Source organism: Rhabdochlamydiaceae symbiont of Dictyostelium giganteum (genome assembly GCF_964291045.1).
In the GTDB taxonomy this organism is placed as follows: domain Bacteria; phylum Chlamydiota; class Chlamydiia; order Chlamydiales; family Rhabdochlamydiaceae; genus PALSA-1444.
Window position 1 is genome coordinate 1,413,326 of the sequence record NZ_OZ197277.1, and the last position, 23,749, is coordinate 1,437,074.

At 38.5% G+C, this 23,749-nt stretch carries 15 protein-coding genes and 2 tRNA genes; 6 read left to right on the forward strand and 11 right to left on the reverse strand.

Going from position 1 to position 23,749, the window contains the following annotated elements; translation table 11 throughout:
• Window positions 1-331 precede the first annotated feature (331 nt).
• From ACI7T6_RS05025 to ACI7T6_RS05055, 7 genes are all read right to left on the reverse strand, one after another.
• The gene (locus ACI7T6_RS05025; protein ID WP_404665289.1) at window positions 332-2,482 is read right to left on the reverse strand and encodes a hypothetical protein; all 2,151 of its coding nucleotides are present in this window, start codon (window positions 2,480-2,482) and stop codon (window positions 332-334) included.
• A gap of 188 nt (window positions 2,483-2,670) precedes the next feature.
• Window positions 2,671-4,293, reverse strand: a complete 1,623-nt coding sequence (locus tag ACI7T6_RS05030; protein WP_404665290.1) for a motility associated factor glycosyltransferase family protein — start codon at window positions 4,291-4,293, stop codon at window positions 2,671-2,673.
• Window positions 4,294-4,295: 2 nt separating this feature from the next.
• The gene (locus ACI7T6_RS05035) at window positions 4,296-5,630 is read right to left on the reverse strand and encodes a 6-hydroxymethylpterin diphosphokinase MptE-like protein (protein WP_404665291.1); all 1,335 of its coding nucleotides are present in this window, start codon (window positions 5,628-5,630) and stop codon (window positions 4,296-4,298) included.
• Window positions 5,631-5,644: 14 nt separating this feature from the next.
• Window positions 5,645-6,079, reverse strand: coding sequence for a type I restriction enzyme HsdR N-terminal domain-containing protein (locus ACI7T6_RS05040; protein ID WP_404665292.1), 435 nt, complete (start codon window positions 6,077-6,079; stop codon window positions 5,645-5,647).
• On the reverse strand, window positions 6,076-6,699 hold the full coding sequence (hpf, locus tag ACI7T6_RS05045; RefSeq protein ID WP_404665293.1) for a ribosome hibernation-promoting factor, HPF/YfiA family: 624 nt from the start codon (window positions 6,697-6,699) through the stop codon (window positions 6,076-6,078). The genes ACI7T6_RS05040 and hpf overlap by 4 nt, the downstream gene beginning before the upstream one ends.
• Window positions 6,700-6,824: 125 nt before the next feature.
• A complete protein-coding gene (gene rlmN, locus ACI7T6_RS05050) occupies window positions 6,825-7,880 on the reverse strand; it encodes a 23S rRNA (adenine(2503)-C(2))-methyltransferase RlmN (protein ID WP_404665294.1) in 1,056 nt (351 codons plus the stop codon).
• 11 nt (window positions 7,881-7,891) lie between these two features.
• A tRNA-Arg gene (locus ACI7T6_RS05055) sits at window positions 7,892-7,965 on the reverse strand.
• Window positions 7,966-7,991: 26 nt separating this feature from the next.
• Here ACI7T6_RS05055 and recO point away from each other — a divergent pair.
• Entirely contained in the window at window positions 7,992-8,594 is a 603-nt protein-coding gene (gene recO / locus ACI7T6_RS05060; protein ID WP_404665295.1) for a DNA repair protein RecO, read from the forward strand.
• Window positions 8,595-8,622: 28 nt separating this feature from the next.
• Here recO and ACI7T6_RS05065 read toward each other — a convergent pair whose 3' ends face one another.
• Together ACI7T6_RS05065 and ACI7T6_RS05070 are read right to left on the reverse strand one after the other, a co-directional pair.
• Window positions 8,623-13,593, reverse strand: coding sequence for a tetratricopeptide repeat protein (locus ACI7T6_RS05065; RefSeq protein ID WP_404665296.1), 4,971 nt, complete (start codon window positions 13,591-13,593; stop codon window positions 8,623-8,625).
• Window positions 13,594-13,956: 363 nt separating this feature from the next.
• Window positions 13,957-14,038, reverse strand: a tRNA-Leu gene (locus tag ACI7T6_RS05070).
• Window positions 14,039-14,309: 271 nt separating this feature from the next.
• Between ACI7T6_RS05070 and ACI7T6_RS05075 the strand changes: the two genes are divergently transcribed.
• Window positions 14,310-15,104, forward strand: a complete 795-nt coding sequence (locus ACI7T6_RS05075) for an RMD1 family protein (RefSeq protein ID WP_404665297.1) — start codon at window positions 14,310-14,312, stop codon at window positions 15,102-15,104.
• Between the two features lie 6 nt (window positions 15,105-15,110).
• Window positions 15,111-15,383, forward strand: a complete 273-nt coding sequence (gene yidD, locus ACI7T6_RS05080) for a membrane protein insertion efficiency factor YidD (RefSeq protein WP_404665298.1) — start codon at window positions 15,111-15,113, stop codon at window positions 15,381-15,383.
• On the opposite strand, the gene ACI7T6_RS05085 is transcribed toward yidD, so the two are convergent.
• Window positions 15,361-16,596 carry a LysM peptidoglycan-binding domain-containing protein gene (locus ACI7T6_RS05085; protein ID WP_404665299.1) on the reverse strand — a complete coding sequence of 412 codons (1,236 nt, stop codon included), beginning with the start codon at window positions 16,594-16,596 and terminating at the stop codon, window positions 15,361-15,363. The two genes, yidD and ACI7T6_RS05085, sit on opposite strands and share 23 nt — an antisense overlap.
• Before the next feature lie 54 nt (window positions 16,597-16,650).
• On the opposite strand from ACI7T6_RS05085, the gene pheT reads away from it, so the two are divergent.
• Complete coding sequence (pheT, locus tag ACI7T6_RS05090; RefSeq protein ID WP_404665300.1) at window positions 16,651-19,032, forward strand: phenylalanine--tRNA ligase subunit beta; 2,382 nt, start codon at window positions 16,651-16,653, stop codon at window positions 19,030-19,032.
• Window positions 19,033-19,083: 51 nt separating this feature from the next.
• Window positions 19,084-20,103 (forward strand): toxin-antitoxin system YwqK family antitoxin, encoded by a 1,020-nt coding sequence (locus ACI7T6_RS05095; protein ID WP_404665301.1) that lies wholly within the window; start codon window positions 19,084-19,086, stop codon window positions 20,101-20,103.
• 136 nt (window positions 20,104-20,239) lie between these two features.
• Here ACI7T6_RS05095 and ACI7T6_RS05100 read toward each other — a convergent pair whose 3' ends face one another.
• Complete coding sequence (locus ACI7T6_RS05100) at window positions 20,240-23,029, reverse strand: tetratricopeptide repeat protein (RefSeq protein ID WP_404665302.1); 2,790 nt, start codon at window positions 23,027-23,029, stop codon at window positions 20,240-20,242.
• Between the two features lie 524 nt (window positions 23,030-23,553).
• On the opposite strand from ACI7T6_RS05100, the gene ACI7T6_RS05105 reads away from it, so the two are divergent.
• Window positions 23,554-23,742, forward strand: coding sequence for a hypothetical protein (locus ACI7T6_RS05105; RefSeq protein ID WP_404665303.1), 189 nt, complete (start codon window positions 23,554-23,556; stop codon window positions 23,740-23,742).
• Window positions 23,743-23,749: the final 7 nt, after the last annotated feature.

Here is a 23,749-nt window from a genome sequence, read left to right on the forward strand (position 1 = left end):
TTAAATGACACCTAGTTAATCTTTTAATGCTAGGTGTAAAGCTTTCATAAACGTTATCTTTATTCATCTTAGCGTCACGGTAAAATACCGTTATACCTTTACGGAAGCTCTTTTCACATAAGAAATAAAGTTCTTTAAATCAATAACCCTCTCAGAGTCCAGCTCAAAGGCCCTAATAAAGAGATCTCCTCTTGAAAGAATCGTCTTCTCATCAAAAAGCATAATGCCTTCTTTATCATGCATTAACAGCGCTGCTAAATTGATAAGCCCCATGTTCATATGTGCCTAGCTGAATTTTCTCATCAGTCTTTAAACTATTTGCAAGATTAAGTTAAGAACTTTCCTCTTGAGGATTTAGCTGGATGGCCTTAAGATACAGCTCTTTTTGTGTATAAAATTCTCCCTTTGAAAGCTCTACCATTTCATCCTTACTTAAACAATCTGCAAGATTACAATAAAAATTCCCCTCTTGAGGATTCAGCTTAATGGCCTTAATATACAGCTCTTTTTGTGTATAAAATTCTCCACTTAAAAGCTCTACCATTTCATCCTCACTTAAACAATTTGCAAGATTACAATAAAAATTTCCCTCTTGAGGATTAAGCTTAATGGCCTTAATATGCAGCTTTTTTTGTGTATAAATTTCTCCATTTAAAAGCTCTACTGTTTCATCATCTTGTAAACAAATTGCCAGATTACAGTAAGAAATTGCCTCTTGAGGACTCAGCTGAATGGCCTTAGTATACAGCTTTTTTTGTGTATAAATTTCTCCATTTAAAAGCTCTACCATTTCATACTCACTTAAACAATTTGCAAGATTACAATAAAAATTTCCCCCTTGAGGATTGAGCTTAATGGCCTTAATATACAGCTCTTTTTTTGTATAGATTTCTCCATTTAAAAGCTCTACCGTTTCATCATCTTGTAAACAACTTGCAAGGTTATAGTAAGAATTTTCATATTGAGGATTCAGCTTAATGGCTTTAATATATAGCTCTTTTCTTGTATAGACTTCTTCATTTAAAAGCTCTACTGTTTCATCATCTTGTAAACAACTTGCCAGATTACAGTGAGAATTTTCATCTTGAGGACTCAGCTTAATAGCCTTAAGATATAGCTCTTTTTTTGTATAAATTTCTCCATTTAAAAGCTCTACTGTTTCATCATTTTGTAAACAACTTGCCAGATTACAGTAGGAAATTATATCTTGAGGATTTAACTGAATAGCCTTAAGGTAAAGCTTTTGCTGTGTATAGATTTCTCCATTTAAAAGCTGGATATTCTCATCATCTTTTAAATAATTCGCAAGGTTACAGTAAGCATTTCCCTCTTGAGGATTTAACTGGATGACCTTCAGATACAGCTCTTGTTGTGTATAGATTTCTCCATTTAAAAGTTCTACTGTTTCATCCTCACTTAAACAATTTGCAAGATTACAATAAAAATTTCCATCTTGAGGACTCAGCTTAACGGCCTTAAGATATAGCTCTTTTTTTGTATAGATTTCTCCGCTTAAAAGTTCTACTGTTTCATCATCTTGTAAACAACTTGCCAAGTTAAAGTAAAAACCTCCATCTTGAGGGTTTAACTGGATAACCTTAAGATACAGCTCTTTTTGTGTATAGATTTCTCCATTTAAAAGCTCTACTGTTTCATCCTCACGTAAACAACTTGCCAAATTACAGTAAGAACTTTCATTTTGAGGGCTCAGCTTAATGGCCTTAATATACAGCTCTTTTTTTGTATAGATTTCCCCACTTAAAAGCTCTACTGTTTCATCCTCACTTAAACAATTTGCCAAACTACAGTAAGAACTTTCATCTTGAGGACTCAGCTTAATAGCCTTAAGATACAGCTCTTTTTTTGTATAGATTTCCCCACTTAAAAGCTGAACAGTCTCATCATCTTCTAAACAAACTGCAAGGTTATAATAAGAATTTCCATCTTGAGGACTGAGCTTAATGGCTGCAAGATACAGCTTTTTGTCTGTATAAATTTCTCCATTTAAAAGCTCTACTGTTTCATCCCCTTCTAAACAATTCGCAAGACTATAGTAAAAATCTCCAGATTGAGGATTTAACTGGATAGCCTTAAGATATAGCTCTTTTTTCGTATGGATTTCTCCACTTAAAAGCTCTATTGTTTCACACTCTTCTAAAAGATTTGCAAGATTATAGTAAGCCTTTTCGTCTTTGGAATTACAATTAATTGCCTGAATCCAAGACTCTTTTGTGGCATCGCATCGATCGCTTAATGATTTGATGATTTGATCAGCATTTGAAAAATTTGATTCTGTCTTAACATCTTTGTTGTGATTTGTTGCTAAAATGGTGCTACCAATTTGCTCTGTTTTTGAGGCCTCTACTCGAAGCTTTTTAGAGCACTTTTCATCATCATCTCTTTCTAAAATGGGGGTTAAATTTTCTTGGTACCGATGGGCCTCTGATTCAGGTGTCATTAAAGAATGGGGTCTAATTGTCATACCACAACCTAAAGTTTAATTTTATTAATATACAGATTTTAAAGCGGTCCATGGACTGATTTGCCATACAGTAGCCACGCCTATGTCTCAAAAATGAGATATTAACTATTTCTTCAGTTTAAAGCAAAATATCTATTAGATAGCCCTGAGCGATTAAAAATAGTCTTATTTGCGTGTGTCACTCTAATTTATAAAAATAATTTTTTATACTCTAGAACCATTTCATGAAGAAGCGTCCATTTTCTTCTCCCTAAAGGAGCCTCTTGTTGTAAAGCATGCACCTTTTCAATGGCTTCAAGGGCTGGATTTAACACACGGATATAAACTTTCTCTTCTAGAAGGTCTTCTTCATAAAGGATGGCTTTGCCGCTTCCCTCTTTCTCTTCTTTTAACAAAGAGAGTAGTTCAAGGCATCTCATAAAGCTGTTTCCTATCTGATTAAGTGTTTGATGGATTTTCTCCTCATCAATAGAGAGAGGGTGATTTTTGATCATGGCTTCAATAGAGTTAGAGATGAGGTGCGTAGGCACCTGTTTAATAAGTGATAAACTTTGATAAGGAATCTGAGAAAACCCTAGTCCCTCTTGAGCGGCATGAGTAAAGGTGATATGTGGATAGTTCTTTGTGTAAGCATCTATTGTCTCTTGCTCCATGATCCATTTAAGCTGCGTCATCACAGTTTTTCCATAAACGCTTTGACGCCGGAGCCGTTTTTCTCCTACACAAGGAGGTGTAAAAGACGCCTTTAAATGAACGCCCTTGCTATAGTGCTTACCTTCTCTAAAAGAGAGATCCACACCTGCTAAAGCAACCGATGAGCACCCCCAAAAGCTAGCCAAAGAGAGGGCAAGTGTTGTGACAGAAAGCGCCTCTCTTCCTAGATCCTCTCCAATACCTTCTTCGGTAAATCCAAGTTCTTCTTCAATGAGCCTCTCTAAGGAGCTAACTGATGGCGATCTTAAATAGCCATAAGGACCATCAAAGAGCTCAAAGACAGTAGGATAAAGACGGGTTCCATAGATGAGCGGAATATCTCTCTCCTGACACCCTTGCAGGCACTCTCTTTCCCTAGGATTTGGATCTAAGGCAATCCCTAGATGAGGCCGGATCCCTAAATGACTTAAGGCAGATAGCGCAGAGCCGCATCCAATAATGAGCACTTTATCTTGGAGTTCTTTAAGCTCTTTAGCAACCGTTTCTAAAGAAGGGCCAGCTCCGCAGATGATAGCAGGTAGATCTTTAAAAGCGCCTGCTGTTTGATTCACATAAAAACTCTGGGGAAGCTTTTTTAAATTGGAAATCATATTTTGATGAAGAACCGGCCCTGAAAGAATCTCCGAGACAACAGAGTGAAAAAGCACAGTCTTCCGGAGTAAGGCAACTTCCAGACGGCGCATTTTAGCGCTTCTTTTTTCTAGCGTAAACACACCGATATTTTCACACGGAAACTTCTCTGCTAAATATTCTAAAAGATCATCATCTTCTTGAGATAACCGGTATACATGCACTCTTGGATGAGAAAACAGCTTTTCTCCCCAAGGAGCGTTCATTGCCTGATGAACCTCATAGAGATCTTCTTCTAGAAAAATGAGTTGCCTTTTAGAATTTTCCTCTAACCAAGCCTCAAGAGCGACAAACGGAATCCCTTTACTGATTTTATAAAGATAAAGCGCATCATAAGAGATCGATGTAGCCTCTCTTAAGAGTTTTTGTACGCTAGGATCCTCAGCATCATAGTGTATTTCTTCTAAAGCCAAAGGAAACGGCTGCATTCTAAGCTCAAGCTCAAGCGCTGCATACTTATCTAGCATGACTACTCAACAACCGTTTGAAAAAAAAGTGTTTGGTGAAGAAGCAGATGATCTGGATGAGCTCCTTCCATCCGTTTAAAGACAGGCTCCCAGATTTCCCAGATGGGAACTAACATGCGCTCTGTAAGCGCTTTTTCCTCAAGCTTCTTAATGAGCTCTTGAAAAAGAGCATCCTCTCCTGGCATTTCTGGAAAGAGCTCTTGAAACCTTGCTAAAATAGCCTGAAGGAGCAGCTGCACTTCTTCTTTTTGTGCTTTAAATAAGGCATGAACTCTTCTTCCCTCCTCTTCTGAGGCAGTAGCACATATCTCTAAGAAATTAAGGTTTTCTTGAGGCTCTAAAATCAAGTGTTCTATATCCACTCTTTTCACATGAGGCATGAGCAATTGATCGTGCGAGAGCACGCCCCACTCTCGGTCTGGATGCTCTATCACATACCGATCTAGCCACTTAGCAGCTAGCACCCAATCGGGTTTTGTTTTTAGCTTCTTTCCATTTTGAAGCAAAATTTCTATGAAAGAATCTAAAGAGGCTTTAACTCCTTTAGCGTAGTGAGAGGCTCCATAAGCAAAATCCATCCCCGCAAAATAGATTTCCTTGCATCCAAGCTCATAAGCTAAAGTAGCTCCCCTCGTTGTTGAAGTCCACCCTCCCTCTTCAGAAGAAGCAATATCTAACTCATCTTCTAACCACTTTGTTAAAGGAAAAGAAGACGCACTTCCCATGATAAACTTTTTTCCCTGAGCAAGGGCTAAAATTTTAGGATCTGTTCTTAGCTGAAAAAAAAGAGGGAATGCAAATTCTTTAAAGGTGTGAGAGGGCTCCATATCAACATGCACAGCTAAATGGGGAGTAATCCCGGAAGCTAAAAGCGCTTTAACACCGGATCCACAGCCGATGATTAAAAAGGTGTCTTTAGCTTTTTTTAAAAACGGTATTAAAGCATCTAAAGAAGGCCCGGCTCCGCAAACAATGGCTTTTGTCTGCGTAAATTTTCCATAGAGATCTTCTGCTTTACTAAACGGCTGTAAAAGATTGGCTTGGTGATTATGAAGAAGCTTTAAGCCTTGATCGATGAAGTCAGACGCCTGAGCATTAACCTCTTCTTGAATCTGTTTCAGCTCTACTAAAGCTAGGTGGTGCGGATCTTCATACACAAACGGAAGATAAATGAGCTCTTTTGCCACGCGGTAAAACTCGACTGGATGATGCTGTATAGAATAGATTTGAGGGTGCTCTAAGACATCTTGCACCCCAACAACCACAATATAGCGATCTTTTTGTGCGGATATCCAAGGAAGAAATGTCTTTTCTTTCTTAGCATCCCACGTAACCATGCAAAGAACTTCACTCAATTTAAACTCTCAATTAACTGCTCATAAGACGGTAGCATGAACGTTTGATAAGATCCACTTTTTCTGATGTGCTCTAAAAGAATACCCTCTTTTCCCACAATGCCGACATAAGGTGCCTTCACATAGTAGTTATACGCCACCACTTGAGAAAGCGCTCTGTGTGTGAGAGGCACTTGTTTACACTCTAGGAGAAGAAGGGGTTTCAGTGTCCCTTTCACCTGTGTAAAACTCATGATATCTACTCTTCTTAAAGGAAGAGATGCTCCCTCATCTAAGAGGTGAGGGAGCATTTTCAGTTCTTTTTCTATCGCAATGAGCTCTTTAGGAAATCCTAAAGTCCCTACCATGTAATTGAGCCACTGCTGCCTCACAATTTCTTCAGGAGTGGCGCTAACCCACTGTTTTCTAATCGGATCAAAAATTTCTTTCATTCAGGTAAGAGCAGTCCATAGTGACCGTCATTTCTTCGGTAAACGACTTTCAGTTTTAAATCTTCTTCTCCTCTAAACACAATAAACTGATCATCTGAGAGCTCCATCTTCATGACAGCCTCATCAGTAGTTAAAAGTTTTAGCGGTTTGACTTCTGTGCCCACGATATGGGGTTTACTGTATTCTTCTGCCTCATGCACTTGATTTTCCAGTTCAATTGAAGCATTAATCCTTTCAATATCTGAATACGGTTTTTTTAAGACATTCACCTGCATATCAATCACAGAGCGTGGCTTTTGATGATGGCTTTGAATTTTGTCTTTCCATCTGCGGATTTTTTCATGAAGCTTTTCAATCGCTTGATCAATGGACCCATACATATCTGGCGTAGTGGCTGACACTTTAATTCTTAAATGGCTGACATGCAGTAAAAATGTGGCTGTTTGGCCTAGTTTCTGCACTTCCATCACAGCGTGAACATGCATATCTCCTACATGAAAACGGTCAATTTTTGAAAGTTTAGACTCCACATACTCTTTCATCGGGTCAGTCACCTGCACATTTCTACCCACAATATGGATATCAATGGAATGGGTATTTACTTTTTTAAGTTCGTTCATAAAAAACCTCCTTGCCCTTATTTTGTGATTATAGAAGGAAAGCTGTTTTTTGAGCAAAGCTTCCAATTAATAGTAAAAATTATTTCATGCTAACTCTAGAAAATCCATAAAAATCGGTGATTTCTCTAGGAAGGAGAGTACATTTTTAACCGCTGCGCTTTATTACCCAGCTGTCCGCACGCTCCCATGACACTTCGCCCTTTATGACGCCGTAAAAAAACGGGGTACCCCCTTGCTTTAAGCCTGAGGAAAAAATCATTTTGTATAGCCTCTTCAGGTGCTAAAAATCTCGCTTTTGATTGCGCGTTGTAAGGAATGAGATTGATTTTTACAGGTAACCCTCTTAAATAGTCTGCAAGCTCATCGGCATGTTCTAGAGCATCATTAACCCCTTTTAAAAGCACATATTCAATCAAAATGGTGCGCTTTTTTCCTAAACTGTACTCTTGTAATACTTCTTTAAGCTCTTTAAGAGAAGATTCTTTGTTAACCGGCATGATTTTAGCCCGGATCTCATCATTGGGTGCGTTAATGGAAACTGCTAGATGAATCGAAGGGTCTGCCTCATAGGTGAACCTTCGAATAAAATGCGCTCTTCCGCTTGTTGATACCGTGATGTGTCTGGGGCCAAGTCCAAACCCTTTAGGATCCATCATCACATTAATGGCTTTCATAACAGCGTCATAGTTATCAAATGGCTCTCCCATCCCCATGAAGACGATATTGCGGATATCTGCCTTTAATAGGGTCTTTGCGATGAAGAGCTGCTGGATAATCTCTTGAACAGATAACGAGCGTATGAGTCCCATTTTCCCTGTTTCACAAAACGAGCACCCCATTTTACATCCCACTTGAGATGACACACAAAGCGTAAGCCCTGACTTCATGGGAATAATCACCGATTCTGTTTCATATCCATCTGAGAGCTTAAGGAGGAACTTTTTAAGCTCTCCATCTTCTAATAGCTTTGAGACCTGAGATACATCTGCCTGCACTAAATCAATCATTTGCAAAACAAGAGGCATCGCTTGAGGCTCTACCCATGAGAGGTCACCGGGGCCCCCTTCTCTTATCCAGACAGAATAGAGCAAAGTGGCATGCCGCTCACCTTTTCCAAGGCGTCTCACGATTTCTTCTGTAAATTCAGATTGGGTTAAAGAAAGAAGTGGAATTTGATTCATAGATAAAATATTGCACCGAACAGGAATTGAACCTGTAACCACCCGGTTCGAAGCCGGGTACTCTATCCAATTGAGCTATCGGTGCAAAACGAAAAACGATATCATATACGCATGAGTGAAATCAAGACAGAAGGTATTATTCTTAAAACAATTCCGTATCAAGAGAAGCAAACAATTGTAACGCTCTTCACTTTAGACCAAGGAATGGTCACGCTTTTTGTAAGACAAAGCAAAAAATCTAAGCATCAATCCCTCATTAATCCCCTCTCTCACATTGATGTGGTGTATCAACGAATTAAAACAACAGAGCTTCTTTCTTTTAAAGAAGGTTTGATGATCGAAAATCACTATTTCTTAAGAGAAAAATGGAGCTTTTTGGAAGCTGCTGGCAAGATGACTTCAGCCATTTTATTTACGCAGCTTCCAGGAAAGTCTGCCCCTCAGCTGTATCAACTTCTCTTAGCTTGTTTAAAACAGATTCCCCGCTTTGCCTCTTCTTCTGTGCTGATCACGCTTTTCTATCTTAAACTGCTCACTTATGAAGGGGTGCTCTCTTTTGAAAGTGAGGATATGTTTCCTCTTCCTTGCACGCCCCTCCAGTGGGAAATGCTTAAAACCATGAGCGAGACCAAAGTGTTTAGTCCCTATTATCTAGAAAAAAATCTAGGATCTTTCTGTGATCAGCTAGAGCAGCTCATTAAAACAGTTCTCTAGAGAGCCTTGGTATTTAAGAAAAAAATCCTTAAAAGGGATTAGAAAAGTCAGCTTCATCTACTTTATTTAAGAGGCTTAAGATTTTTTTTACTAGCTTATGACTAGCTAATGTATGCTTAGATTCTTCTCCATAAATTTTTTGATGAATTTCTAGTGCTTTATAACTCATGCCAAGAGCATCTTCGAGTCTTCCAGAGTCTTTGAAAACTTTTGCTAACGTTTCATAACTCTCTCCGGTATAACGAGACTTATCTCCACGTACTTTCTGATTGATCTCCAATGCCGTTTTCCCTGTCTTTATAGACTCTTCTACTCTCCCTAAATCGTTTAAAATCTCTGCAATAACATGATAGGTTGCTGCTGTATAGGGAGACTCTTCTCCAAGTATTTTCTGCCTGATTTTTAATGCCGCCTCACTCATTTTCAGTGCTTCTTCTAATCTCCCTAGCTCTCTTAAGTTTTTTCCAATAGCTTCATAGCTAGATGCTGTATAATCGGACTCTTCTCCATATACTTTTTGTTTGAGATTTAATGCTATCTCGCTCATCTTCAGCGCTTCTTCTATTCTGCCTAATTCCCTCAAAATCTCTCCAACAGCTTGATAACTTTCTGCTGTATAACGGGTCTCTTCTCCAAGCACTTTCCGTTTGATCTTTAACGCTTTCTCACACATCTCTAGTGCCTCTTCCTCTCTTCCTAAATCCCTTAAAATCCTTCCCACAGCTTGATAGCTTTCTGCTGTATAACGCGACTCTTCCCCAAACACTTTCAAGTTAATCTTCAATGCTTTCTCACTTATCTTCAGTGCCTCTTCTCCTCTCCCGAGCCATCTTAAGGCCCTTCCAACAGTTTGATAGCTGTCTGCTGTATAACGAGACTCTTCTCCAAACACTTTCTGGTTAATCTGTAATGCTGCTTTATGCATCTTAAGTGCCTCTTCATCCTTCCCGAGCTCCCTTAAAATCTCTCCGACAGCTTGATAGCTTTCTGATGTATAATGAGTATCTTCTCCAAGCACTTTCTGTTTGATCTTTAATGCTTTCTCACTCATCTCCAGTGCTTTTTCTCCTTGCCCTAATTCCCTCAACATCCTTCCAATGGCTTGGTAGCTTTCTGCTGTATAATGAGTCTCCTCCCCATGAACTTTCAAGTTGATCTCCAATGCTGTCTCATTCATCTTGAGCCCATCTTGAACTCTCCCTAGTTCCCTTAAAATCTCTCCAACAGCTTGATAGCTTTCTGCTGTGTAATGAGAGTTTTCCCCATGCACTTTTTGATTGATCCTTAACGCCATCTCACTTATCTGAAGAGCATCTTCAATTTTTCCTAAACCCTTTAGGATCTCTCCAATAACTTGATAGCTCTCCGCTGTATAATGAGAGTTTTCTCCATATATTTCTTTGCTCATCTTGAGTTCATCTTGAGCATATTTTTCAGCAGTGCCAAACAAGCATAATTTTTTATATAAATTTGTTAAATTTCCGATAAAAATTCTTTTTCTTTCTAATAAAAAATTTTCTTTAAATCCATCACTAGCTAATAAAGATGAGGCATGAGTGCCATACTCAATCAAGATTGATCGCTCATATTTATCCTGTTTTCTCAACTCATCTAGTTCTTTATCTAGCACATCTCTTATTTGAGATATGTTTTTCTTTTTTTCATCGCTACTCAGCTGATATTTAATGGATTGCTGCACAAGCAAATGGATCTCATAGCAAGATACTTTACTCTGATTTTCTTTTTGAGAATTAATTAAAGAATAATTCATTAGAAGCCGTAAAGCACGTCTTAGTGTTAGTTCATCTTTTTCAAGGTAAAATAAAGATATCCATTTTTCAAAAATAGGGTAGGGAATAAGCCCCTCTCCTAGACAAGAGATCATCTCAATCAGCTGCTTCGCTAAATCTCCATCAGGCATTTTGGCAATAGTATTAATTGAAAAGTGCCATGTTGTCAGAATAGACTCCTCTTCTGTAAGAATATTGATATTTTTCGCATGAAAAAGCTCTAAATAGTATATTTTGAAAAGCTTGAGATACTCTTCAAAAGTGATATTTTGTTCTTTAATGTATCCTGCCGCATGAGTCAGGGCTAAAGGAAGATATCCTAACTTCTGAGTAATTTCCACGATGCTTGTCTTTTCATCTTCATGCAAACACCGTTCTGTTCTTTTTAAAAGATAATTTACTGCTTCTTCGGGTTTAAAGGGAAACAGTTTAATTTTATGAAATCCTTCGACCTCTGCTATAAGTCCAGCTCTTGTTGTCATTAAAATTTTACATTGAAAAGTTCTAGGCAAATAAGTTTTAATAAGAGGAAAGAGATCTTGATGATCAAATCCATCAATGATGAAGAGATAAGGATTTTCTATGCGATGAAGCTTGGCCTTGAGAACTTTTAAAGCTTCCTGTGGGTTTTCTTCAATAATCTTAAAACCTTTTGCAAGCTCTAACAGTTTTTCAATAAGTTCAGCTTCACTGGATACTTTTGCAAAGAGGACAAATTCATAATTATCTTTGTATGCATGACCATATTTCATAGCAAGTGTACTTTTTCCCATACCACCCGAACCTGCAATAGCAACTTTAGCATGCGTTTTAAATGCTTCTACAATGGACTCTAGTTCTTGACTTCTTTCAATAAAAGAAAGGGGAAGAGAAGGAATATCCTCATATTTTCCTTTCTTTATTTTGCTTAACGGAATATCTAACTGAGGAGCTTCAAGGAAAAAACGGTATTTCCAAGGGGTTAAGATTGTAGCTAAAGAGGAAGACACACCTATTTGAGATTGCTGAGTAGATGGAACTGAAACTAAAGAAAGACTATCTTCAACGATGGTTTGGCTTAAAGTCATAATATCTTTCTCATCTTTTGGAAGATCGATAAGGATGATTCTTCCTTGAGAAGATATCTCTTGCATATTCAAATCTTGTTGCAAAGAGCTATGCATCAAATATCTTAAAAGACTTTTTGATTTCATCTCTTTCATGAAACGTACATCTTCTTGATCTTCATGCACAGAAAAACAGAGTGTACGGTCATTGGTTTTACGGCCCATAAAATAAGGATCTTCTTGATAGGAGTGATCATCAAAAGCTTGTACAATAGGCCTAATAGGAGATGCTGCATGATATGTTTTACTCTTTGAGGTTTCATAAAGATCCCCTTCTTCATTTTTGCCTAAAAGCATCATAGGAGAAAAAATACCTGAAAATGCAAGGGAAGCCGTTACAGCAGAAGAGATAACCACATCTTTCCATTTTGGCTCTTCTGAATTCATCCTAATGATTTTTTGCTCATGAACACTAAATACAAATAAGTGAAGGTGCTTATATTCAGCAGGCCATTTTCTCACCTCTATCGCCAGTTCTCCAAATGTACAGCGCTCACACCTCATCTTTTCATAAATCAGTCGGTCCATCTCTTGCTGAAATTGAATGTGGTCGCAAAGAGAATTATTCTCCATTTCTAAAATAATATTCTTTAACTCATTCTCTTCATTGATTCTTAATTTTTTCATGAATACAGAAAGTGTTTCTATCTTCTTTTCTTCATCAGAAAAAAAGAGGCTTGAAAGAGAACTAGGTAGCTTTTCTTCTAGATCATTTGAACTATAGCCACAGGAAAGAAGTGATGCAATTAAAGCTCCCATCCCTTGACCAGATATTCGGCTAAGCTCTGGCATCACCTTTTTCTTTTCTAAAGCTTGTACGATGCCTTGGTACACCATTTTTTCATCCGATAAGCTATCTAAGACAAGATTCATCGGAAGCCTTTGCCCTTGCTGTGCTTCCTTTGTTTTCCCTATTTTTAAAGTGTTTTGAATATTTTCTAGAAGATTTTTACATCGAATCCCTCTAAAACTTAATTGTTTTTGTTGCTTGAGATGTTGCAAAGGGGTGAGGCCATTTTTATCAATGAGATAAGGATCAGCACCCAGTGTAATTAAAAGTTGAATAGCTTCAGGTTTTTTACTCTTAGCTGCAAATAAAAGAGGCGTCCCCGAAGAATCAGATGCTCCTTGATTAATGAGGCATCCTCCTTTAACAAGTGTGTAAATAGCCGTAAGATCTCCTAAAAGGGCAGCCAATTGTAGAGGCGTTCTTTCCGCAAAATCTTTTGCTTCAAAGAGCTCTTTCATTGTTTGATGATCTCCAATCAAATGCTGCAAGAGATGAGACTGATTAGCATGAATTGCCAAATGAAGGATATTTCCAAAAGAGGAAATAGACTCGGATAGATTGAGTTGTTTAAAAGTGTTATGATTAAGGAGCAAGGCGATACTCTCTTGACATCCTGAAGCCACGGCAAGTGCAAGTATTGAAATATGCAGGTCTGGATAAGAAGAAGGGGTCCAAGAGTCTCCCAATGAAGAGCTTGTAAGAAGTTTTTGAAGGGCGTCAAGATGCCTCTCATGAATAGCCCAATGAAGAGGATTTAGCCCATGAGAATCTTTATCTTGTGGACTAAAGTATGCTTTGGAAATCAAGAATTCAACAAGGTGAGAGTGCCCATAGATAGCTGCAATATGAAGCCCATTTCTTTTTGAAGAGTCTTTTGAGCTCATGAGATTTTCATAACCCAGCTCTTGAATAAGCATCTCTATACAATCTTGAGAACCTTCTTTGATTGCAGTAAGAAAAATATCCATACCTTGCGCATCCTCAAGACGAAGGAGTATTTCATGATTAAGAGAGCTCCATGTAATTTCCCCGTAAGAGATCATAATCTTCTGAAAAATAGCCTGAATAAGGGAATATCTGCCTTCTTGAGAAATGTTTGACCTGTTTGGTATGACAGATTCATGACCGAAAACTGTATGATAGATAGAGAAAATTTGTTCTAATTGAACCGATTTAATGGCTATTTGAGGTAACTCAGCATGTGTTTCTAAGGGAAAGGAGGCTGGTATACGAGTAGATGCCTGAATCTTTTCTGATGAATTAAACTTTACATTTTTACCATCTGCTAAATTACTTACCGAAGGAATTCCCATTTCTTTTCCGCTTGTAAAAATTAAAAAAATGAGAATAGATAAAAAACATGTTAATAATCCATTATTTTTTAAATTTTATGAAAAGAAAAAACTAAACTTACCACGCACTAGAAAACGAGGCTAGATTGGAAGCTATGTTATCTGTTAAAGACAGCAATTATTCAGATAGCCCCATTTCTAATACATTTATTATCAATAGATTAGATCCTAGATTGTCAGAAGAAAAGAATTGTAAAAATTAAGCTTACACTCTAGTAAAAAAAGTATAAAATAGGTAAATCCCTACACTTATTTAAAGAGCTAAAGCTTATTTAGATTGATCTTTGTTAAGAGAAGAGCTCTACCGCTCTAAGAGAAAAAAAATGCGAAAGGTGGGACTCGAACCCACACAAGTTGCCTCACTACCACCTCAAGGTAGCGCGTCTGCCAATTCCGCCACTTCCGCATGTCAGGAAAACAATATTAACTAAAGACGCCTAAAGAAATCAAGCAGGCTTTTTTAACCTCTGTATTTTTTTTCTCTTTGTTAAAAGAGCATCTTAAAAATCCCTATAAGAATCCCCTCTCTGCAGGAAATTTCCTCGTGATGCAATCTTTTTTTCTTTAAGATACCTCTAGTGCGTCTGATGAGAATTTTTGTTCAATGAAGCTTTCAATTTCTTCTTTATAAAAGCTCTTTCTTTCTTTTTTAGAAACGATGCGGTATAGTTGCCTATATGCGTTGTACAACTTATTGCACAGCTGCGGCTTACGATATTCCGAGACTCTTTCAATCTCTTCATCCGTTTGGCCTAGCACAAATGTTTCGAGACTGTGTTCATCTTCAACTCAAAGAGGACAAACTAGGTAAAGGCGATGTCTTTTACTTATCTTATGGCTGCGTTGTTTTATGGGGCTTAACCGAAGAAGAAGAGAGAGTCATCTTAACAGCTCTTCACGACTTTGAAAAAGAGCCTATGGCAAAACCTGAGATGGATGAATTTACCTACATCTATGCAGACCATATGAGACTAGAAGAAGATGAAATCTCTCTTCCCTCCAAGAACACCTTTACCAAACTTGCCATCTCTTACGGTCTTGCGCAATCGGTTAAACTCACGACCTTTGAAGAAACGATTCAAAAGACCATTGATAATACCAAACATCTTCCAGAGAACCTAGCGACTAAAGGGAAAATATCGATGTCAAGGAAAGACATCTCACGCAAGATGGGAGAGCTTTTCTTAGAGAGAAACTTCATTAATCTCCATTCAGAAATTTTAGATACTCCAGAATTTTTCTGGAACTATCCAGAGCTAGAGCCTTTTTACCGAAGAACAACACACTATCTTGAAACTACAAAACGGGGTGAAGTTTTAAATAAAAAGCTAGCTGTCATCCATGAACTCTTTGAAATTTTAAGTAATGAAATTAATCACCAACACTCATCTCGCCTTGAGTGGATTATTATTGTGCTGATTTCGATTGAGATTTGCATGGTGATTATTCAAGATTTCTTACACCTCATTTAAAAGATAATGAGGAAAAACCTTTTTAAACGTGTTGTAACAAGGTTCATTCCCTTCATCTTAAAACAAGGAATCATCGGCCTCATCACGCTTTATCAATGGATGATATCCCCATTTCTTGGGAATGTGTGTAGGTTTTACCCCTCATGCTCTTCGTATAGCAAAGAGGCCATTGAAGTGCATGGTGTCGTCAAAGGGGTATGGCTGACATTGAAGCGTCTATCAAGATGCCACCCTTGGTGTGAGGGGGGCTTTGATCCTATCCCTTCTTTGGAAGAATAAGAATTTTCCCTGTTCGAAGTTTATCAGATTCCAAGTGATTAAGAAGATAAATGTCATCAATAGAAATGTGGTGACGTCTTGCAATCTTCCATAGGTTATCCCCTTCTTGAATCACGTACTCAAACGTTTTTTTTGCATGAGAAACTTGGGCAGGGAGGGATAAAGAGGGTAGAGAAGAAGTATCTAAACTCTTTTTTTCTAAAGGGATAAATGTTTCCAAAGTCACCTGGTGATCGTACACTTCTGGCAGCGCCAGGCCTCTTAATTGATAGAGCCTCTCGCCGCTTTTTTTCCAAAGAGCATCTGATCTTGGACTAGTGATGAGTTCTTTGAGAAGCTTTTCTAAAGAGGAGGAGTGCTCTAAAAGGTCAATGAACTGCATTAACTCTTCATCTCCTAACCTTTTAACAACAAAATCTAAATCCCACTGCAAGAGCATTTTGGCAGCTGCCCTTGACTGTTTTTTAACGTAGGAAAGAAGGAGGGATTGAAGATGCTCTTTAGAAAGATCAAGTTCCATTTTTTGTTTTTCAGTGAGCGTATGAATCATATCCCAGTCCCCTTCTTTCATCATCTGCACGGTGATATTTTTAGGAGAGTGAATCCCTGATCTCATGAGTAATGTATGCAAAAAGGTAAATTCAGGTGTGAGGTAAAACGCTTCTAAAAGGGTGTCTTGGAGAGGATGCTGCGCATTTTGAATTTGCCAAAAAAGCCGCTTAGGCGTGAAGGGAAACTCTTCTGTCTTGATAAAATATTTCACAGCATGAAATTGATCTTCCGTCAGCCCTGGATACATGAAACAAGACACTTTTTTGGCATCTTCTTGAGTGAAAATGAGCTTCCTTTTTTGCAGTGACACCTCAGGAAGAGCTCTTTCAATATCTAACCCATGAAAAGAGGTGAGAACGGCAAGAGCGATATCTCTTCTTCGGTATCCATCTTCTAATAAATGTAGGGAATCTAGCTCTTGAATCAGCTCATCCCAAGATTGATGCAGAAATTGGAAGAATATTTTTTCATTGGTTAAAGAGATGGGATCTAAAGAATACGCAGCTGGACGGAGCTGAAAGTCTACGTGATCGATACGGTATTGAAAGAAAAGATAGCCTAAAGAAAAGCTAAGGCCAATATTCAAAGCGCCGCTCCAAATAAGTAGTTGTGTTAAAAAACGACTTTTTTTCTCCCACTGAGGTTGCATTGGTGTATTCAATATGGTATCCTTTGATTCAAACTCCTATATTTTATAGCTGGAAGGATGAGTTAAATGAAAGTCTCTTTGTCATGGTTAAAACAGTTTATTCCTCTAACTCAAACTCCAGATGAAATCGCCCTTCATCTCACACGCCTTGGAATTGAGGTTGAAAACATCCAAGGAAAGGCTCCTTCCTTCTCTAAAGTAGTGACTGCTAAAGTGCTCTCAGCAGAAAAACACCCTCACGCAGACAGGCTCCAAATAGCAACCGTTTATGATGGAAGTCAAAACTATCAAGTGGTGTGCGGCGCTTCTAACTGTAGAGCTGGCATCATTGCTCCCTTTGCACAGGTAGGCGCCTCTTTAACGGATAAAGACAATAAGACGTGGAGCATTAAGCAAAGTAAAATTCGGCAAGTGGAATCAGAAGGGATGCTCTGCTCTTTAGATGAGCTAGGACTTGAAGAGAGCTCTTCTGGCATTTTTGAATTTGGTGAAAACACACCTCTTGGCATTCCTGTTGAAACGATTCTTCTTGATCCTGTTTTTGATCTCTCCCTCACGCCGAATTTAGGCCATGTGCAAAGTGTCCTAGGAGTTGCAAGAGAGCTCTCTGCGACATTTAAAATCCCTTTACACACCCCTTCTTTGCAAAATCCAGTGACAGGCCAAGAAACTCTAAGTATCCAGATTGAAAATAGAGAAGACACCCCTAGGTTTTCCTGCCGTGTCATTGAAGGCATTACTGTTAACCCGTCTCCTTCATGGTTGCAAAATAGACTTAAAGCGTGCGGGATAAATCCTATCAATAATGTGATTGATGCTGTTCACTACACCATGCTTGAGCTGGGTATGCCTTTACATGTTTATGATAGATCATCTATTCAAGGAGATACGCTCTTTATTCGAAGAAGTGAAGAAAAAAGTGCCTTTATCACACTGGATGATGTGACAAGAGATGTTCCCAAAGGCGCTCTCATGGTGTATGATGCAGAAAAACCGCTCATACTTGCAGGGATTATGGGCGGGCAAAATAGCTCTCTTCAAGACACTACGCAGACAATTGTGGTAGAATGTGCAGCTTTTTCTCCCCTCCCCATTCGTCAAGTGAGTAGGTTTTTAGATCTTAAAACCGACGCGTCGTATAGATTTGATAGGGGCGTAGATATTGGATGTGTTCTCAAGGCTTTAGAAAGAGCCTCTTCTTTGATTATGGAAGTGGCTGGCGGATCTTTACACCCCATTTCTGAGGCGTACCCTCTTAAGGCCCCTCTTCGGAAGATCAAGTGTAGACCTTGGCGTATTAATCAAATCTTAGGCTTTACTCTTAGCTTAAATGAAGTCATCTCTTTATTTGATAGGCTAGAGCTTAAAGTAGAAGACGAGACGCAAGAGTCCCTAAACATCCAAATACCCTCTTACCGTAACGATTTAGTGACAGAGATTGATCTCATTGAAGAGATTGCAAGGCTGTATGGATATGATAATTTTCCCAAGGTGCGCCCTCTCTATTCTGCAGGGGCATTGCCTAACTCTCCCCTTGCCGCTCTTGAAGCTAAAACGCGCGCCTTATTTCTCCAAGAAGGACTGCAAGAGTGCATCACCTGTGATCTCATCAGCCCTGAGGAAGAAGCGGTTGCAAGACATCCTTCTTTAGAGCTGGGTAGCATTTTAAAAGTGCTTCACCCGAGATCTTTAGATCAATCCGTGCTGAGAACCTCGTTACTCCCAGGTCTTTTAAAGGTCGCCATTCACAATTTCAACCATCAAAACCCAGATTTAGCCCTCTTTGAAATTGGACGGGTGCATTTTAAAGAAAAAGAGAGCGTTCAAGAGCCGTCTTGCGCAGCGATTTTATTATCAGGGGCCGCAAAACCTCCTCATTTTATGACTCCTTCTTCCTCTTTTGATTTCTTTGATCTTAAAGGGTTATTAGAAAACTGGCTAACAGCTCTTATGCTTCCCTCGTTTACCATAAGAAGATCACAGCTCACAGCTCTTCATCCTTGGAGACAAGCAGAAATTGTGATCCAAGAAGAAGTGATTGGCTCTTTTGGCGAGGTGCATCCTGATATCCTCTCTTCTTGTGGTATTAAACATAAGCTTCTTTTTGCTGAGTTTAATCTAGAGGATATTTTTCATAGTAAAAAAATAATGACATCTTACACCCCGATCATTCCTTACCCTTCATCGACAAGGGATTGGACTGTGAAGGTGAAAAAGAGCGTAGATTATCATGAAATTACACGTTACATCACAGAGCACACACCTCCTCATTTAGAGTCGTTTACGCTGATCAGTGCTTTCCAAGTGCCAGAGGATCCTCATCATCAAAATATCACGCTTAGGTTTATCTACCGTCACCCTCATGAGACAATTGCTGCCTCTACAGTTGATAAAGAGCATGATCAACTTACACATTCTGTAGCAAAAAAGTTATCTGATCTACTATGATATCTACCATGGCATCCCTTTTTTCCTTTTTATCTAGGATACGTCAAAGGGATGACGCTTATTCATATGAAAGGAAGGTTTTTCATGCGGCATCTTATCACTCCTTTATTAGGATCTCTTACTCTTCTGCTTACAGGATGTCAGAGACAGCTCTCTGAAAACCCTGTCGTCTCCGAGCGGTATTTTCATAAATATGGCTATGCTGTTTCTAAAAATGAGTTCGAAGATCGAAAATATCCAGGTCAAGTGATTACAACACTTAAAACAGGAATCACGATCACATCAGCTTATGAAAATGGCATTCTTCATGGACCTACCACTCACACCTTTCCTCATAGCCAAACTGTTGAGTCGTATTTCCTCTATAACCAAGGTAACCTTGTTAAACAGATTCAATACAATATTCATGGGATGCCTTTAAGAGAAGAGCTTCAACTCTCTCCTAACCGCTTCTCCACCACAAAATGGTATGAAGATGGAACTCCGATGTCCATGGAAGAGTATGAAGGATCTCAGCTCCATGAAGGAAGCTACCTCTCCCAAAACAATGAAGTGGAAACACGGGTTGTTGGAGGAAAGGGAACTCGTCTTGTTAAAGATCAGAAAGGGCATTTAGAGGCTCAAGAAGAGATTTATCACGGCTACACCGTGAAACGAGAGTCGTTTTATCCAAACGGCGCTCCAGAAAGCATTGCCTACTATACAGACGGCGTTTTAAATGGAGAGAAAAAACTCTTTACTGAGTCAGGAGAGCCCCTTGCCATTAAAGAATACTTAAATGGAAAGCTCCACGGAAAAACGACATTTTTTAAAAATGGACTTCGCACCGTTGAAATGCACTATCTAGATGGTGTAAAAAACGGGCTTGAAATCCATTACATTGATGGAGGAACTCCTTCTCAAGAAATCACATGGGAAAACGATCATAAGCACGGCCCTTCTAGATACTATGCAGGAGGTCTTGCTCAACTGGAATACTTCTATGATGGGAAATTGGTTTCTGAAAACCGTTGGCACGAGCTCAATAAGCTAGACAACATGATTCAGCAAATCAACGCCTCAAACTGGTAATTTCTTCATCTTTTGCCTCTTTGTGAAAGCAAAGAGGCAAGTTCTTTCTTCCTTATTTTACAATTTTCTTCTCTTTTTTAACTCTTTAGCCCTCTCTATCAAAGCGCTTTCTAAGGTCATTGAATTCATAGTGATCTTAATCTATTAACCCTGCTAAGAAAAACGCTCCCCATTGACGCGGTTTATTTCGTTCTGTTTTCATCGCCATCAGAACTGATTCCTGTAGAGCTCTTGCTTTACTAAGCCTCGGAGTATCAATCCCTAAATAATGCCTATAAAAGGTATCCACCATCTTCAGAGTCATATCTCCTTCAGGAAGCGGCCAGTAACTAGCGATTGTCGATTTAGCGCCTGATCCTAGAAAAGACCAAACAGGTCCAATACTTCCCTCTTGTTTAAGATTTCCTCTTCCCAAATGACAAGCGCTCATAAAGACAAGATCGGCTTTTAATTTGAGGAGATGTACATCTTTTGCATGAAGATCACCTGCTAGATATTTGTGATCTGGGGCTAACCTAAAAAGTCCTTCAAAGACCGAGTAAGGGTCATCTAAAGGCTTTTGATTTGCTACTCCGTGGCCTGCAATATGAATGACTCTAGCATGAGGCGCATGAGTAAAGACATTTCCTACAGTTGCTTCTTCTTGAGTTAAGACTTTTACATCAATATTTTGCATCAGCCGTGCAATGATATCACGCACTTCAGCTTCAGATTTTTTGAGATTATTATACGCTTCCTGAGGTGTTTTAGGGTTGCCCATCAGAAGAGCCTCATTTAAAGGCTCTTTAGGAAGTTGATCTAAAAGAGAGAGAACCTGAATGGAGGGAGCAACTGTTATCGGATAGTTTTCAATGAGATATTGATCTTTCTTACGGTTATAAAAAGCCCCAAAAGGAAGATGGGCTAAAAACCCATCTGGAATAAAGGTGAGGGTCTTTCCAGAGCCTGGTAAAGGAATATGCTCTTCTAAAGGAGCAATGAAGAGGTCATACCAAGAAGAGAGTCTTTCCTCAAAAAATTGACTAGGTTGTTTCGCTCCTTTTACGGGGCGAGTTTTTTCAATCTGATAAGGAAATGTTTTAAAGATATGATCTAACTCTGAAAAAGCATCTTCTGAAATAGATAAAGAAAATGATTGGATAGGCTGTTGATCACAGGATACAACCCATGCGTGAACAGACATTACCTTATTATTTACAATATTAAGGGAATAAATTATGAAAGTCGTATCAAGCCTTTCAGCTAAATCCTGCATATCTTGAACTGAAAGAAGATTAAGATGAAAATCTTGATTCTCTTTTAAATTAAGACGCTCAAATAGAAGAGAAGAGAGGGCTCTGGCACGTCTTGTATCAGAAATTTCTAAAGCCCGGATGTCTCCTATCTTGAATAACACCTGTTCTAAACCTACATAAGGTTTTGATAGCTCCTCAAATATAGAGATTTGCCACTGAGCCCGTTTTGCATCTTGTTGCAAAGAGGCGAAGATCTTAATGCTTTGACGGAAATATTTTTCTGCTTGAGAGCATTCTTCTAAAGAATCGTAAGCGCTTCCCAAATTGCAATAAGCTCCTCCTTCCAAGCCCTTATCTTGAAGCTCTAGAGCAATCTTTAAACTCTTATTATAAAAATCGATGGCTTTACGGATCTCTCCTAGAAAATAATAAGCATTTCCCAAATTACAATAAGCCCTCTTTTCCCCGCCCCTATCTTGCAGCTCTAGAGCAATCTTTAAAGCCTTTTTATGAAAAGCAATTGCTTTACGGGTCTCTCCTAAAGAATCATGAGCATTTCCCAAATTGCCATAAGTAACTCCTTCCCAATTTTTATCTTGTAACTCTAGAGCACTCTTTAAACTCTTATTATAGAAATCAATCGCTCTGCTATGCTCTCTTAGAGAATCATACGCATTTCCCAAATTAACATAAGCTCTCCCTTCCCTCACCTTATCTTGCAGCTCTAGAGCAATTTTTAAAGCCTTTTCGTGGAAATTGATTGCTTGATGAATCTCTCCTAAAGAGCGATAAGCATTTCCCAAATGACCATAGGCACGCCCTTCTCCGCCCTTATCTTGTAGCTTTAGAGCGATCTTTAAATGCTTATCATGAAAATCGATGGCTTTACGGATCTCTCCTAGAGAACCATAAGCATTTCCCAAATTACAATAAGATGCCCCTTCTCCCTCCTCATCTTGCAGCTCTAAAACAATCTTTAAACGCTTTTCATGAAAATCAATCGCTTTACGGGTCTCTCCTAAAGAACTACAAGCATTTCCCAAATTGCCATAAGCAAGTCCTTCCCCGCCCTTATCTTGTAGCTCTAAAGCAATCTTTAAACTCTTTTTATAAAAATTAATTGCTTGATGAATCTTTCCTAGAGAACGATAAGCATTTCCGATATTGCCATAAGCAATTCCTTCCCCGCTTTTATCTTCAAGCTCTAGGGTACTCTTTAAATGTTTTTTATGGAAATTGATGGCTTTACGGGCATCTCCTAGAGAATCATAGGCATTTCCCAAATTGCAATAGGCTCTCCCTTCTCCCAGCTTGTGTTTAAACTCTAGCGCAAACTTCAAATCCCTCTCATACCATGGAATTGCTTTATGATACTCTCCTGACTTATAGTGAATATATCCCGCACGGCTATAGCCTACTGAAAGGGCATCTTCCCTTGAAATCAGCTTAAAATGACTTCCTTCTTTAAATAGATAGGGCCTATTCGAAATCTCTTGAAACATTGCACTAACAAACCCCTTATAAATTCTTCCTTTCATTTCTAGCTCAAATATTGTCTGAATTTTTGCCATGCCCTCTGGTGTTTGATCAGAAAATCTATAGAGCCGGATTTTACCCTTTGAAGCATAAGAAGAAGGGAGCGATATTTTAATGAGCCCAGCTTCAGTTAAAGATTTTATATGAATGTCCATCTTAACCCTCTGATCACTTGAATAAAAAAATACTATGAAATGCCCCTGCTATTTAATCAAGGTCTTTTTTAGCTCTAAAAAATAGGAACGGTAAAAGATTTATCCTGTGAAGCATGATTCACACATATCTTCTGATTTTCTGTTTAAGCTTAACTACCTTAAATATCTTGGAGTGCCGTGATTGCTACTACAAAGAATTTTAGACCCTTGAATCAAGAAGACCGTTAAACACATTTACACCCTATTTCTTCTTATCAAGAGAACTCTCTAAATCGTGACTCAATCATTAGAATAAGCTTAGGTATTTTTTTCCTCCTTTTCAATGCGGCGCGTCCTTTTTATTCAAAGCTCTGCTTTTTTATTTGCAATCTCTAATGGATTGATTATCATGCCATCTCTTCTTCTTTTTATTGTTACAAACGCTTTTTATTTACAAATTGTTTTAATTTGGCACACTTTTTGCATCAAATACAGTATCAAGAAATGTTTCTTCAGATAAAAAAAATCATCAAAAGGAGATAATTATGGGAAAAGAGTTCTTACAAAGAAGGTTATCAGAGCTTGAAACGATTAATGATCAACTTGTTGCAGAGCTCAATTATCTTGATCATCTTTTAAGACAAATTGGTTTTGAAGATGGACTCATGACACTTAAGTTTGCGGCGCAAGAATTATTACAAGAAGAAAACAAAAAAGATGAAAAAATTGAATAAAAACCAC

Excerpts from the sequence above, each read along its gene's own strand:
- pheT (WP_404665300.1), top strand. The coding sequence starts at position 16,651 with ATGAAAGTCTCTTTGTCATGGTTAAAACAGTTTATTCCTCTAACTCAA.
- ACI7T6_RS05030 (WP_404665290.1), bottom strand. The coding sequence starts at position 4,293 with ATGCTAGATAAGTATGCAGCGCTTGAGCTTGAGCTTAGAATGCAGCCG.
- rlmN (WP_404665294.1), bottom strand. The coding sequence starts at position 7,880 with ATGAATCAAATTCCACTTCTTTCTTTAACCCAATCTGAATTTACAGAA.
- ACI7T6_RS05065 (WP_404665296.1), bottom strand. The coding sequence starts at position 13,593 with ATGGGAATTCCTTCGGTAAGTAATTTAGCAGATGGTAAAAATGTAAAG.
- ACI7T6_RS05095 (WP_404665301.1), top strand. The coding sequence starts at position 19,084 with ATGACGCTTATTCATATGAAAGGAAGGTTTTTCATGCGGCATCTTATC.
- ACI7T6_RS05105 (WP_404665303.1), top strand. The coding sequence starts at position 23,554 with ATGGGAAAAGAGTTCTTACAAAGAAGGTTATCAGAGCTTGAAACGATT.
- ACI7T6_RS05100 (WP_404665302.1), bottom strand. The coding sequence starts at position 23,029 with ATGGACATTCATATAAAATCTTTAACTGAAGCTGGGCTCATTAAAATA.
- recO (WP_404665295.1), top strand. The coding sequence starts at position 7,992 with ATGAGTGAAATCAAGACAGAAGGTATTATTCTTAAAACAATTCCGTAT.
- ACI7T6_RS05035 (WP_404665291.1), bottom strand. The coding sequence starts at position 5,630 with ATGGTTACGTGGGATGCTAAGAAAGAAAAGACATTTCTTCCTTGGATA.
- yidD (WP_404665298.1), top strand. The coding sequence starts at position 15,111 with ATGAGGAAAAACCTTTTTAAACGTGTTGTAACAAGGTTCATTCCCTTC.
- hpf (WP_404665293.1), bottom strand. The coding sequence starts at position 6,699 with ATGAACGAACTTAAAAAAGTAAATACCCATTCCATTGATATCCATATT.
- ACI7T6_RS05075 (WP_404665297.1), top strand. The coding sequence starts at position 14,310 with ATGCGTTGTACAACTTATTGCACAGCTGCGGCTTACGATATTCCGAGA.
- ACI7T6_RS05040 (WP_404665292.1), bottom strand. The coding sequence starts at position 6,079 with ATGAAAGAAATTTTTGATCCGATTAGAAAACAGTGGGTTAGCGCCACT.
- ACI7T6_RS05025 (WP_404665289.1), bottom strand. The coding sequence starts at position 2,482 with ATGACAATTAGACCCCATTCTTTAATGACACCTGAATCAGAGGCCCAT.